This is a genomic window from Sphingobacterium sp. UBA7625 (assembly GCF_002484085.1).
Lineage (GTDB): Bacteria > Bacteroidota > Bacteroidia > Sphingobacteriales > Sphingobacteriaceae > Sphingobacterium > Sphingobacterium athyrii.
In genome coordinates, this window is the sequence record NZ_DLJD01000040.1 from 1 (window position 1) to 14157 (window position 14157).

Sequence of the window (14157 nt, forward strand, 5' to 3'; positions counted from 1 at the left end):
TTGACGCGGATCTCGTTTTGGCGACTGACCCCGATGCTGACCGTGTCGGAATCGCCGTTAAAAACAGCCGGGGGCAATTTCAGTTACTCAATGGTAATCAGATCGGCAGTTTGCTAATCTACTATGTATTGAGTGCAAAGAGTGACCTACAACAATTGGGACAAAACCCATATATCGTTAAAACAATTGTAACCAGCAACCTTCAGGCTGATATTGCCGATCATTATCATGTAGCGCATTATGAAACCCTTACTGGCTTTAAATATATTGGCGAACTGATCACAAAATTAGGGGATTCGGCCCAATATCTAGCCGGTGGAGAGGAAAGTTATGGCTACCTCGTCGGTGACCTGGTCAGAGATAAAGATGCGCCTAATTCCTGTGCTTTCCTGGCTGAAATGACCGCATATTTTAAATCAAAAGGCAAGACTATCTATGACGTATTATTGGAGATCTATCAGGAATTTGGCTGCTATCAGGAAAAACTGATTTCCTTAACGAAAAAAGGAAAAGCCGGAGCCGAGGAAATTCAGGCCATGATGGCCGGGTTGCGTCAAAATTTACCAACGAAACTCGGCGGAATCGAAGTCAAGGAAATTCGGGACTATCAACTTTCCCAAGCTACTGACATGAAAACAGGAGATAAGAAAGAGATTACACTTCCCAAGTCGGACGTCCTGCAATTCATTACGACCGATGGTGACGTAATTTCGGCAAGACCTTCAGGTACGGAACCCAAAATCAAATTTTATTGCTCCGTTAAGGGGATACTTCAGGATAAAAAGGACTATCTGAATCTTCAACATATATTGGAAGAAAAAGTGGACCGCATGATGAAAGATATTGTTGGTTAAATGGAGAAGTGGAAACTACTATCATCTGAATATATCTGCAAAGAGCCCTGGGCAACATTACGGCGGGATACATGCGAACTGCCCGATGGACGCATCAACGACCATTATTACGTGCTGGAATATCCAGATTGGGTCAACATGGTCGGGATTACGGCACAAAACGAGTTATTGGTAATCAGGCAATACCGTCACGGAGCAGGGATCCTTTCTTTGGAAATTCCGGCGGGCACAATGGAGCCGGGTGAAAATCCCCAAGAAGCCGCTATACGGGAAATGCTCGAAGAAACAGGGTATCAGTTTGAAAAAATCGAAGAGATCGCTACGCTCTATGCCAATCCGGCAACAAGCGGTAATGTTACGTATACCTATCTCATGACCGGAGGACAGAAAGTTCAGGAACAGGAACTGGATGAACACGAGGAGATCGACGTTTTCCTTATACCGCTTAAGGAAGCAAAAGCCATGCTGCTGGACAACAAATTTAGCCAAGCCCTGCATAGCAGTGCATTGTTCTATGCTTTTAATAAATTAGGCTTGTTTTAAAACAAGCCTAATTTTATTCTGTTTTTTCCTTTCATACTTTAATTTTCACTAGACTTTTGATTTTTGTACCTTTGTGCCATGGCAAGAGAAATTTTTGAAACCAAGCGAAAGGCCCTGAAGATAAATCTAAACCCCGAGATTTACGGAACCTTCGCGGAGATCGGTGCTGGACAGGAAGTCGCACGTAACTTTTTCAATGCAGGCGCTGCATCAGGTACCATTGCGAAAACAATGTCAGCTTATGACATGGCATTCAGCGATGCCATATACGGTGAAGAAGAAGACGGCAGATATGTCAGCAGAACTCGTTTACAGAAGATGCTTTCCCATGAATTTGACTTGCTGACCCAACGATTGCACGGTGATAAGTATTGCAATAAAAAATTCTTTGCCTTTGCGGACACTGTCACCACGCTGAATTTCACCAAAACAAATGAACCCCATGGATGGATTGGTCTCCGTTTTCAGCACGAGGTCGGCGGGCCTACAAACGATATTATTGTTCACATCAGACTCTTGGATAGCGACAATCAGCTGCAACAAAAAGTATTGGGCATTATCGGTGTGAATTTGTTGTTTGCAGCCTACTATTATGCAGAAGATGTGCAGACCATGATTGAATCCCTGGTCGATAACTTATCCATAGGATCTGTCGAAATTGATCTGGTTAAGTTAAATGGCCCTCTTTTTGAAAATGTCAACCAGCGCTTGATTAATTTATATCTCATTGCCAAAGGCTTCGCTAAGGCGGCTATTTTCCAACCCGATGGTAAAGCGGTACAGATCAAGGATTATTTATACAAAAAGAACATCATCTTACTCCGCACAAAATACCGTCAGAAATCACTTCCTAACTTCGACCTGTTTAACCTTGCCGTCGAACAGTTTAAGAAAAACACAGGGGCTACGGATAGTGACACCATTGTTTTGATCGAGGTTTTGATGGGGAATGTGCTAGAGGATACGCATGAAATTACAGATGAAGATCTCCAAGAATTCGCATCAAGAGCAGATGAGTTATGTGCCACAGGCAACAACATTATCGTCAGCAACTTCCGTAGAAATAATCATCTCGCTGAGTTTATAAGCAACTTTAAACCTAAGAATATCGGAATTGCGACAAACGTTTATAACTTAAAGAACATCTTTAATTCGGACAACTACAATAAAGAGCTGTACACCAATGAGCTATTATCGTACATATCCGGCATGTTCAATAAAAATGTAAAGCTTTACGCTTATCCTTACCTATTGAAAAAGGAAAATAAAATCATCACCACGCAAAATATGCCTGTTTCCGAAGAGGCAAAACCTCTATTTGATTTCTTGATCAAGAACGGATACATCATTGATATTGAAAATTACGACGAGAAATTTGTAAAAACCGTATAATATACGCTTCGTTAAAAATTAATTTATTATATAGTCCAATTTAGTTAAATTGGACTATATTTATTTCCAGTCCTTATGAAGCAAGAAAATGTAATACTCGTTGATACTAATGATGCCGTGATTGGCAGCATGGAAAAATTTGAAGCCCATGAAAAGGGCTTGTTGCATCGGGCATTTAGTGTTTTTTTATTTAATGATCGGGATCAGCTTCTCCTACAGCAAAGGGCCCTGGATAAATACCATTGTGGCGGGCTTTGGACAAACAGCTGCTGTTCGCATCAACGCCTCGGAGAGAGCAATCTGGATGCTGCAGCGAGACGCCTGACAGAAGAGCTCCATATTGAGGCAACAGCGCTATATGATGCCTTTTCATTTGTATACAGTGCCCGATTTGACAATGGCCTTACCGAACATGAATTTGATCATGTCCTGATTGGAAAATTCAGTGGAGCGCCTGATTTTAATCCGGCAGAAGTCGCCGCCGTACAGTATATGGGTCAACAGGAGATCGAAGACGAAATCGCGCACTTCCCGGAGAAATTTACTCCTTGGTTCAAGCTAATCTATCAACGTGTATTTGAAACCTATTTGGACAAATACAAAAAGTAAGATAACGCCCATACTCCATCAACGGCACGATAATAGTAGCGCTAGGGGCTGCTAGCCCTGCAAATAAAAAAGAGCAATTCTATCAAAAATTGCTCCCCTCATTTTATACTGTTCAAGAGATCACTATAGGTATTTCTTATAGATGGAATACATAATCTTTAGATCGTTTTCACCCAAAAATGCGGTATTCACATCCTGTTGGATATAGTGAATCTTAAATGCCTTTATTGCCGCGTCTAGATTACTGACATCATAACCAATAATACGTAAAGCCATTTTTGGGTTAAAGTCAACAGGAGGTGTTTCCAAAAATTCTTCATACCAATAGCCAAACCCCTGATCGGCCAGCCTTTTCCAAGGGAATCGTGACGGATCATTTTTACGTGTAGGGGCAAGATCCATATGACCGATGAAATTTGCCTGCGGAATGCTATAGGTATTCTTTAGATAAGTCAATAGCTGTATCAACGCATTTACCTGCGCATCCGTCCAGGGATCCGTTGTCCCATTATTATCCAGTTCAATACCTATGGACGAAGAATTCAGATCGGTATTATTTCCCCATTTACCCAGACCGGCATGATGCGCACGGTACAGATCATTCACCATCTGCACAACCTTACCGTCCCTACCGACAACATAATGTGAACTTACTCCTGCTTTTGCGGAATGAAAGGTACGAATGGTCTGCCCGAGAGAATCCTGAGCCGTGTGATGAATTACCACAAAATTAGGCTTCCGGATACCAAAATTGATGGAGGCAATCCACTGCTGATCTTTGACATTTACTTTTTCCAGCTGTCCCGTTACGGGAGAGGCGCGATATAAATTAGAGAACTCCTTTGCTTGATTTTTATATACTTTCTCGGTCTTCGCATATTTATTGCCCGCACAAGATGTAATCAATGCCGCAGCAACAAAAAGATTAAATGTTAATGTTATCCTCATATCGAAATGTTTCAACACAAATATACTTCCAAAATACGACTCTAGGGTAATTGTAACTTAAATTGGTACAATAACTTTCCGTTCCTGTAGCACTTTTCACGAAATCATTCCTTATTCACACCCGGTTTGTTTCTACCATAATCTGATCATCAAAAAAGTCCGGACGGGATGTCCGGACTTTCTGCGATCTATAGACCTTATTTGTTCTTTATTTTATATTTTTTTAAGACGGTTACGCCTCAGCATATTCTTCGATCGAAGGACATGAGCAGATCAATGTGCGGTCTCCCTGAGAATCGTTTACACGACCTACTGAAGGCCAGAACTTACGCTCTCTCACATATTCCAAAGGATAAGCAGCCGTTTGACGACTGTAAGGTCTATCCCACTCATCTGCGGTAACCACTGCCGCTGTATGCGGAGCATGCTTCAATACGTTATTTGCCTGTTCAGCTTCTCCAGCCTCCACTGCAGCAATTTCCTGACGAATAGCAACTAATGCATCACAGAAACGATCCAATTCAGCTTTAGATTCTGACTCCGTTGGCTCAACCATCAATGTGCCTGCAACAGGGAAAGAAACTGTTGGCGCATGGAAACCGTAGTCCATCAAACGTTTTGCAATATCAGCAACTTCGATACCTACATTTTTGAAACCACGGCAATCAAGGATCATCTCGTGTGCACAACGTCCATTGCTACCTGAATAAAGTACTGGATAAGCATTTTCCAAACGCGCCTTAATATAGTTTGCATTTAGAATTGCCGTGCGTGTAGCATTGGTCAGGCCTTCACCACCCATCATCGAAATATAGGCATGGGAAATGATCAAGATTGATGCTGAACCAAATGGCGCAGCAGAAACTGCCGTAATTCCTTCTTCTCCGGATGTTGAAACAACTTGGTGATTAGGCAAGAAAGGCACTAAGTGTTTAGCAACACCGATCGGTCCCATACCAGGGCCACCACCACCGTGAGGAATACAGAATGTTTTATGCAAGTTTAAGTGACAGACGTCAGCACCAATGTGGCCCGGGCTTGTCAAACCTACCTGCGCATTCATATTTGCGCCATCCATATATACTTGGCCACCATTGGCATGGATGATTTCACAAACTTCAATGATTGATTCTTCAAATACACCGTGCGTAGATGGATAAGTCACCATTAACGAGTTCAGATGAGCAGCATGCTCTTCCGCTTTTGCTCTTAGATCTGGAATATCAATGTTTCCAAGTTCATCACATTTTACCACGACCACTTTCAAACCAGCCATTGAAGCCGATGCAGGGTTAGTACCGTGTGCAGAAGCTGGAATCAAACAGATGTTACGACCATGATCACCACGGCTCTCATGATAAGCACGGATAACCATTAGTCCCGCGTATTCACCCTGTGCTCCTGAATTCGGCTGGAAGCTCATTTTAGCAAAACCTGTGATCTCAGACAACCAATCGTTCAATTCACCGATCATCTGCATATAACCTGAAGTTTGATCTGCTGGTGCAAATGGATGTAATCCACCAAATCGCGCCCAGGTAACAGGGGTCATTTCAGCTGTGGCATTTAATTTCATGGTACATGAACCCAATGGGATCATAGAATGGCAAAGCGATAAATCTTTTGCTTCCAATGATTTAATATAGCGTAACATTTCATGTTCAGAATGGTAGCTATTAAAGTTTGGATGAGTTAAGTACGCTGAGGTACGAACCAATTCAGCAGGGATCGAGGAACCTAAGTTTTCTTCTAAAGTATCGAAATCTACATCGTTCAATGTTTTGCCCTGAATTTTTGCAAACACTTTTACGATTGTTTTGATATCTTCATAAGTTGTTGTCTCATCGATAGCAATGGAAACCTGTGAACCGTTGTAGTAGAAGTTCAACTCATTGTTCAACGCTTCAGATTTTAATGCGCCCGCATGTGCACCTAAATCCACACGTAGGGTATCAAAGTACGCTTTATTCAATTGGGCATAACCCAATGATTGTAATGCTTGATCCAATAAACTTGCTAAAGCATTGATACGGGATGCAATATTTTTAATTCCTTCGGGACCATGGTAAACAGCGTAGAAAGAGGCCATAATAGCCAATAAAGCCTGCGCCGTACAGATATTAGAAGAAGCTTTATCACGACGGATATGTTGCTCACGTGTCTGTAAAGCCATACGTAAGGCATACTTTCCATTGGAATCAGAAGTTACACCAATGATACGTCCGGGAATATTACGTTTGAAGCTATCACGTGTAGCAAAGAATGCCGCGTGTGGACCTCCGAATCCCATCGGCACACCAAAACGTTGTGAGTTACCGACAACAACATCTGCCCCCCATTCTCCCGGAGGAGTCAACAGCGCCAAGCTCATTAGATCGGCGGCAGCACATACCGTAATGTTTTTACCGTGTGCTGCGTCAGCAAATGATTTGTAATCAACGATTGAACCGTCTGCCGCTGGATATTGCACGAATGCAGCAAAAACGTCGTCTGTCAATTCCGATTCTTGAATAGCTGTGATTTTCAGCTCGATACCGAAAGATAAGGCACGCGTTTTCAATACATCTATCGTCTGTGGATAGGCATTTTCAGAAACCAAGAATACATTTGCTTCTTTGTTTTTACGCGCTGAGTAAAGCATAAACATAGCTTCAGCTCCAGCCGTAGCTTCATCCAATAATGAAGCGTTTGCAATTTCCAATCCAGTAAAATCAGAAATAACGGTCTGGAAGTTTAACAGTGCCTGTAAACGACCTTGTGCAATTTCCGCCTGGTAAGGAGTATATTGCGTATACCATCCCGGATTTTCAAACACATTGCGTTGAATTACACCCGGAAGGATCACGTCATAGTATCCTTGACCAATAAAAGATTTAAAAACTTTATTTTTCTCTGCAATTTCCGCTATCCGCTTTAAATAGGCAACCTCAGACAATGCTTTTGGAAGATTTAAAGGTTTTGGGGCACGGATTTGAGAAGGGACCGTTTGGTCGATTAGCTGGTCAATTGACGTTACGCCCAATTTGGCCAACATTTCATTCGCTTCAACTGGACTTGGGCCATTGTGGCGACTTTCGAATTTTTCTTGGAAGTGTATATTGCTCATGTGTGCAAAAAGTTAACGCTTATAGACAGTTAGCGACATAATAATTAGGTAATTAACTCTCTTATAAACAGTCGTTTTTTGGATGAGCAAAGATAGCAAAATAAATGACTGAAAACGAAGCAAAAAAGTGTATAAAAAGTCAGTTTTAACAACGCGCAGATATGCAATCGATTGTCCTATATGCATTAAAATTCAAATAAAAACAAACAACCAAAGTTCATGTTGAAAATATACCAAACAAATCAAAGATAACTTAACAGAATAATAAAAAATGAAAGATTGAAGATATTCTTTTGCAATGGCGCCGATTTTTCAATACATTAGTATAAGTACCAATTGTAAAGTGATTTCTGACACTGTTCAATGATTCAAAGGGATTTCACTCGTAGTGCAGCATTGCTGAAAATCGAAAAGAGAAATCGGGCTTTTACTGCAATGGGACTCATAAAAACAAGCATATCATTCTTTTTAACAAATATAAACCAGCGAAGTAACGATTATAAATCATGAGAAAACAGGTAACAGACAGTGTACTCCTAGTAAGACCCTCTGTCTTCCGCAAAAATGAGCAGACCGCAGTCAATAATTTTTTTCAAAAGGACATTGAAAACTTAAGCGGTGAAGATGTAAATAGGGAAGCACAAAGTGAATTTGATGCCCTTGTCAATGAATTAAAATCACACGGCATTTTAGTGACGGTCATCCAGGACGATGAAAAATCGGAAAGCCCGGACAGTATATTTCCGAACAATATTGTCTCTTTCCACCAGGACGGAAAAATTATCTTTTATCCGATGTTTGCCCCCAACCGTCGAAAAGAGCATTTATTGGATTTTGAGGGTCCATTGAAACAAAACGGTTACTATGTAAAGTTGATTAAAGACTTAAGTGAGGCCGAAAATAACAGACAATATTTAGAAGGAACCGGGGCCCTTGTACTGGACCGAACACACCGTATTGCTTATTGTGCGCTGTCGGAACGCGCGGACCGCACCATGTTGGACGAATACTGCAAAACAGAAAATTATACTCCGATCGTCTTTCATGCATTTCAGACAGTCAATGGCGAACGCAGACCTATCTATCATACCAATGTGGTATTGGCTGTGGGAGAAGATTTTGCAATCTTATGTCCGGCTGCGATTGACAATCAATCCGAACGGGAAGGGTTGTTAAAGAAATTAAAAGAAACCGGAAAAGAAATCATCGAGATCAACGAAAACCAACTGGAAAATTTTGCGGCAAACTGTCTTCAGGTCAGAAATAAATATGGAAACCGTTTTATCGTATTAAGCGATAAAGCATTATCCTCATTGACCCTTTATCAAACGGCACAATTGGAAAAGCATGGAAAAATCATCCATCAGGATTTACATGTTATTGAAACCTGTGGCGGAGGTAGTGTCCGCCATATGATGGCGGAAGTATTCCTCCCAAAAGAAAAAGTGATGAATGCTTAAGGCATTCATCACTTTTTGAAACTCAAATTCCATCAGGATACAGCTAATGAATCTCTTTTTTTTCTAATTTGTTGATCTTTCTTGTATCTGAACCTGATATTACATCAGACATTTTCCCCTTTATTGTTATTTTTTGATTCAATTTTAAAAGGCGCGGCTATCTAGTCAGACAGCCGTGTCCTGCTTTTCTAAACTATTTAGAAAGAATAACGTAAGCCCAGCTGGAATTGGTATGGGTTGCCGGAGGGGGTAACAATACCTGAATTGTTTACATTGTAATTAAACTGCTGCTTGGCAACATCAAAAGGAATCAGCTTTTCTCCGGCAGCATCTTTGCCGCCTAACGCATATAGATTTTGATTGCCTAGAGACTCATTTATGCCCCAAGTTTTCTTAAACAAGTTGGCAACGTTGAAAAGATCGCCCGATATCTCCAATGCGTGGTTCTTATATAAATTGAATTTTTTAGCAATTCGTAGATCGATCAAACCATAAAAACCATTCACCCCACCATTACGTTCTGCTATTTTACCCTGATATTCCTTGATATAATCTTTAAGACTCTGACTCGCTTCTGGGTTATTCAACAGATTGTTGAGTCCGGTAACCAGCTGTTTTGAAGTATTCGGGTTATTCGGGTCAAAGATAAAGGCCAAATCATTATCACCGGCGACAAAGTCTCCATTAATGTTACCGCCTGCGAGTAAACTATACCGTGTCCCGCCGATACCTGAGTAGCGAACGCCGACACTAACTCCGTAAAATGTGGGCAAAGTTCCGTAAATAACTATCTTATTACGGAATTGATTGTTCGAATAGCTCATTTTGCTCAAATCGCGAGGATCATCTTTCACCGCTAGGGATAAGGTAGCCGTATTGGCCACATTCCCGTTGAAGGAAGTATTGTCCTTTGCATCGTTCCAGGTATAACTAACCGAGATCGTTCCATCCTTGTAATACTGATAGCTTGCATCCAGGACGACAGCAAACTGATTGACTTTGCCCTCAGAATTCAATTCCAAAACTCGGCCAAATTTATCTGAAATCCGTCCTTTTTTCCAATCCGGAGCTCCATCAACGATGGATGCCGCAGGAACGAATACGCCTCTATTATCTTCATTTGCTAGTCTAAAGAAGGGATCTTTCACCATATTACGATCGACGTACATATAATTATTGCGCCCCAAATTCATATATCCGGAAAGGCTTGCCTTCAACTTTTCTGTGAAAAAGTGCGTATAAGATAAATTAGCCTTATACACGACCGGGATTTTGGCATCGGGACCATAAGTATTGATGGTCGGGACCTGAAACTGGGCTAAAGTAGGTGTCGATGATGGATCCTTTCTGTAGCCGACAAAATTTGGTGTGGGTACATCAGCCCCACGAACATCAACAGTAGCAAAGTGTTTACCATCGAAAGTAAGGTTATTGATCGTCATATAATTATTGATATCCGAAGCAAATATACCTCCCCCCACTCGGAAGAAATCTTTACGTTCTTCGTTTACATCCCATGTCATTTGAAAACGAGGCTGGATAACGAAAGACTTCAGTTTATGATCTGTACGTACTCCGACCCCTTTTAGCAATTCTTCGTTTAATGGAGAGGTTGGATAATGACCATAATCCAGTCGCAATCCAGCTACCAAATCCAATCCTTGTGCTAATTTAGTTTGTAATTGCCCGTACACACCGGCATTGAATATCTTACCGACCACTGCTGGATCACTCATCAAAGGAACTTCACGATAGTAAGCATATGGCTTCATGTCGTCAAAGTTCTGCATAGCCGTTTTTCCATCACTTGGTCTAAAATGGAAGCGACCATTGACCTCACTTCCGTAAATGGAATTTGCATGGGTATACATCAGGTCCACACCAAAGGTGTAATTGATATTGTCGGTGCTGTAATAGATGTTATCGACAAGCTGAAATACATTATTTTTAAAGGATTCCTGCGCAAAACGATGCCCGCCCAATTGCAATGTGGTCTTTTTATCTTCCCCGGCAACTTTGGAGATCGCATCTTCTACAATTGCACGTGGAATATTCTGGCCGGGTAAAAGGTCTCCCGGACTACTTTTCTGATAGGTATAAAGATGTTGTACTTTTAACTCATTGGTTACCTTAGGGGAAATGGTGGTACGCAATGTAGCCAGTAGGCTGTTGTCGATATTCTTGTCATTCCCGTAAGATTCATATAAAGTAATTGGTTTGTTGTCTTGAAGCCCAAGCTTATTGTTGTCACTTGTAAAGTTATTACGGATTGTCAATAAGTTATTATCATTGATTTGCCAGTCAATACGTCCAAAAATCGCATCGGAGCCTCTTTTCTTGTCAAAAGCACCATATTGGCGTTCGTTTCCCAATCCGTACTTTTTCCGCCCGATATTGACAAATTCATCCAATGTCGCGTTTGTAACATTAAATCTTTTTTCATCGGCTTCAGAGTTGATATCAGCAATAATCAAGGGACGGGAGTCTTGCTGATGATCCCAGGCAACAAAATAATGGAGTTTGTCTTTTATAATGGGACCACCTAAAGTAAAGCCATATTGATAAGTGGAAAAATCGTTGCTTCGTTTGTTTCCCCGAATATCATAAGGACTCGACAACCAGTCTGCTCGCGAATATAACCAGGCACTACCCTGTGTCTTATTTGTTCCTTGTTTTGTCACGGCACTGACTGTACCCCCTCCGGCTCTCCCATAAGTCACATCATATTGATTGGTCACGACTTTAAACTCCCGTACTGCTTCAATAGAGATCGAAAAAGGAGCACCACTCCGGCTTGTTGTCGAACCCGCAGAAGTCGGGTTTTTTGCGTTCATACCATCAATGGTAAAATTGGTAGAAGACCCGAGCTGACCACCGATATTATCCCCCTTGCTCAACGGAGATAGATCCATTAACGAAGTAAAATTACGGCCATTGACGGGTAGTTTCGCAATATCCCGGGCTGTAACCGCTGTTGCAGCACCCAAGTTCTCTATTTTATTCTTGAGGGTGCTTACACCAGTCAATTCAACTGTTTCCAGTACATTTGAAGCATTCTGAATCGGAATGTTTAACCGGATCATATCCCCTTGGTTTAGCGTAAAGCCCGAACGAACCTGCTCTCCGTAACCGATATAAGTCACTTTAATGATGTACGGGCCTCCCAATGGAAGTTCCTTAAAATTGAAATCACCATTGGCATTGGTAGATGTTTTGGTGGTAAAACCTGTCGATTCGTTACGAACCTCTATTGAAGCCCCATGAACGCCTTTGTTATTCTCGTCCGTAATTTTTCCGGAAAATCCTGCCTGGGTTGTTTGCGCATACAAACCTGTTCCTATCGCAATGGCACAAGTCGTAAGTAATATTTCTTTCATTTAGTTGTTGGTTGTGATATGGCAACAAAACTACTCTGACAGTATTAACAGAAGCTAAACGAAATATTATGAAATTATAAACAAAGCACCACAAAACGAATTAAGGAAAAATAACGAAGCAAAAAAAAAGACAGAGGGGATTAATCATAAAAAAAGTCAGTGAAACACTGACTTTAATATAAGATTGTAAATTTAAAATCCAGGGGATTAAAGTATTTATAAAGATCCCTAAAGAGGTTATCACCATATTTTACATACAACAAGGCGAAGTTTTCCGATCGCTCCTGTAGTCCCCCGCCGGGAAAGAGCTTTTCTTTTACATTGTCTATATCTGCCAATGCATGCTGATGGTTTCGTTTTTCTGCTTTCATCAACTTTTTTTCCAGGTTGTTCATCGCCTTTTTCAAGCGAGCTTTTATCGCCTCGGTGCTGGGGCCCAGACTTGGATCGATTTTGTGAGTGCGCAACCTTATCTTTCCAAAGATCGCGTTCAGTTCCATCCATTCATCATTAAGGTTTAATCTTTCCTTGGTATGACGGCGTACATAATCCTTCTTCAAAACCTCTGCTGGCCGAAATATGCTTTTGAAGGTTAGATCAACACGAAAAAGCTTAGCAGCCACATTATCTTCGGTAATCATCGCTGAATTTCGCGGAATCAGGATGGGAAAATCTATTTTGTACTGATCAAAATTAGATTTCAGTTGCATCCAATAGACCATTTCAGCTCCACCACCGATATAGGCTAAATTGGGAAGGATGACTTCCTGATACATTGGACGCATCACTACATTTGGACTAAAACGCTCAGGATGGGCATCTATTTCTTTTTCCAGCTCTTCCTTGGTAAAATATATATTTTGATGCAGCACCTCATATCGGCCGTCTGCAGTCAGAACCAAGCGTTCTCTAAATTCATCTGTCAGATAAAAGAAGTTGATTTCCCGCGCATGCACCTGTGTAGAAAAACCCTTTGATTCCAGTTCTTTAGACCTCTCCGTGATGGCTTTAAAGCTATTTTCGGATAAAATATCCGTTTTGATAATCGGTTTAAATAACTCCTTCAGTGCTTTATCATCTGCATCAATAATCAAAAGACCATAGGCTTTAAAAAGTTCGTTTACCATATAACGTGTTGCGTCAGCCAACCTCGAGTGCTTCAGGTATGCTTGCTCCACAATAGCTGTGAGCTTAGCAGAATTGTCAGAAAGACCAAGGATGTTAGTGTATTGCTTTACAGCATCCACAATTGAACTAGTATCCATCCGTCCTGTAGCCGATACCGCAGGTATTTCCCAGGCAATTTTCTTTCCGTAGACTTTCGTATGATTAATTTCTTCAAAATCATGATCCTCAGTAGCCATCCAATATACCGGTACAAAGTTTTTGTCCGGATGTTTGGCATGTAAGTCTTCGGACAGACGTATGGCCGTCATGATCTTAAATATAAAGTACAAGGGCCCTGTAAAGATATTCAGCTGGTGGCCCGTGGTAATCGTATAGGTATTCTCCTGCAACAACAAATCTATATTTTTGGCAACGGCGGGAGAACCCGGCAACAATGTCGCATATTGAGCTTTTAGGCGCTCCACGAGAATGCCACGGTGGTCAAAATGTTTTTTTTCGTGCAATTGCTTTTCAAAACCTTCAAATGTAGGCCAGTGTCCAACAAACGGTTTCAGCGCCTCGTCATGAGCCAGATAGGCCAACAATGTTTTGGAGAAACTATTTGTCTCACTATATTCGATATAAGTTGCTTTCATATATGCTTATTGTACGATATACAAATGTATTTAGTTTGAGCGGACAAAATACTGATTTTTAATAAAAAGCTCATTCCACTTTTAAATTATATCATTCTATTGACA

Annotated in this window: 8 protein-coding genes and 1 pseudogene; 5 read left to right on the forward strand and 4 right to left on the reverse strand. The window is 41.2% G+C overall.

From position 1 onward, the window contains the following. From B4G94_RS16780 to idi, 4 genes and pseudogenes are all read left to right on the forward strand, one after another. Window positions 1-854 (forward strand): annotated as a pseudogene (locus B4G94_RS16780) (phospho-sugar mutase); the annotation flags it as partial. Then, window positions 855-1397, forward strand: a complete 543-nt coding sequence (locus tag B4G94_RS16785; protein WP_108635367.1) for an NUDIX hydrolase — start codon at window positions 855-857, stop codon at window positions 1395-1397. 78 nt (window positions 1398-1475) lie between these two features. Then, the gene (locus B4G94_RS16790) at window positions 1476-2789 is read left to right on the forward strand and encodes a nicotinamide mononucleotide adenylyltransferase (RefSeq protein ID WP_108635368.1); all 1314 of its coding nucleotides are present in this window, start codon (window positions 1476-1478) and stop codon (window positions 2787-2789) included. A gap of 75 nt (window positions 2790-2864) precedes the next feature. Then, window positions 2865-3398, forward strand: a complete 534-nt coding sequence (gene idi / locus B4G94_RS16795; RefSeq protein WP_286860279.1) for an isopentenyl-diphosphate Delta-isomerase — start codon at window positions 2865-2867, stop codon at window positions 3396-3398. Window positions 3399-3521: 123 nt separating this feature from the next. Here the strand turns inward: idi and B4G94_RS16800 are convergent, their stop codons facing one another. Together B4G94_RS16800 and gcvP are read right to left on the reverse strand one after the other, a co-directional pair. Beyond that, on the reverse strand, window positions 3522-4346 hold the full coding sequence (locus B4G94_RS16800; RefSeq protein WP_108635370.1) for an N-acetylmuramoyl-L-alanine amidase: 825 nt from the start codon (window positions 4344-4346) through the stop codon (window positions 3522-3524). Between the two features lie 232 nt (window positions 4347-4578). Beyond that, window positions 4579-7452 (reverse strand): aminomethyl-transferring glycine dehydrogenase, encoded by a 2874-nt coding sequence (gene gcvP, locus B4G94_RS16805; protein WP_286860282.1) that lies wholly within the window; start codon window positions 7450-7452, stop codon window positions 4579-4581. Window positions 7453-7958: 506 nt separating this feature from the next. Here gcvP and ctlX point away from each other — a divergent pair. Then, a complete protein-coding gene (gene ctlX / locus B4G94_RS16810) occupies window positions 7959-8912 on the forward strand; it encodes a citrulline utilization hydrolase CtlX (protein WP_104384711.1) in 954 nt (317 codons plus the stop codon). A 197-nt stretch (window positions 8913-9109) separates the two neighbouring features. On the opposite strand, the gene B4G94_RS16815 is transcribed toward ctlX, so the two are convergent. Continuing rightward, complete coding sequence (locus B4G94_RS16815) at window positions 9110-12289, reverse strand: TonB-dependent receptor (RefSeq protein WP_286860287.1); 3180 nt, start codon at window positions 12287-12289, stop codon at window positions 9110-9112. Window positions 12290-12462: 173 nt separating this feature from the next. After that, complete coding sequence (bshC, locus tag B4G94_RS16820) at window positions 12463-14052, reverse strand: bacillithiol biosynthesis cysteine-adding enzyme BshC (RefSeq protein WP_286860290.1); 1590 nt, start codon at window positions 14050-14052, stop codon at window positions 12463-12465. Between the last annotated feature and the right edge of the window lie 105 nt (window positions 14053-14157).

Coding starts and splice junctions, on each gene's coding strand:
- B4G94_RS16785 (WP_108635367.1), top strand. CDS start 855: ATGGAGAAGTGGAAACTACTATCATCTGAATATATCTGCAAAGAGCCC.
- B4G94_RS16790 (WP_108635368.1), top strand. CDS start 1,476: ATGGCAAGAGAAATTTTTGAAACCAAGCGAAAGGCCCTGAAGATAAAT.
- idi (WP_286860279.1), top strand. CDS start 2,865: ATGAAGCAAGAAAATGTAATACTCGTTGATACTAATGATGCCGTGATT.
- B4G94_RS16800 (WP_108635370.1), bottom strand. CDS start 4,346: ATGAGGATAACATTAACATTTAATCTTTTTGTTGCTGCGGCATTGATT.
- gcvP (WP_286860282.1), bottom strand. CDS start 7,452: ATGAGCAATATACACTTCCAAGAAAAATTCGAAAGTCGCCACAATGGC.
- ctlX (WP_104384711.1), top strand. CDS start 7,959: ATGAGAAAACAGGTAACAGACAGTGTACTCCTAGTAAGACCCTCTGTC.
- B4G94_RS16815 (WP_286860287.1), bottom strand. CDS start 12,289: ATGAAAGAAATATTACTTACGACTTGTGCCATTGCGATAGGAACAGGT.
- bshC (WP_286860290.1), bottom strand. CDS start 14,052: ATGAAAGCAACTTATATCGAATATAGTGAGACAAATAGTTTCTCCAAA.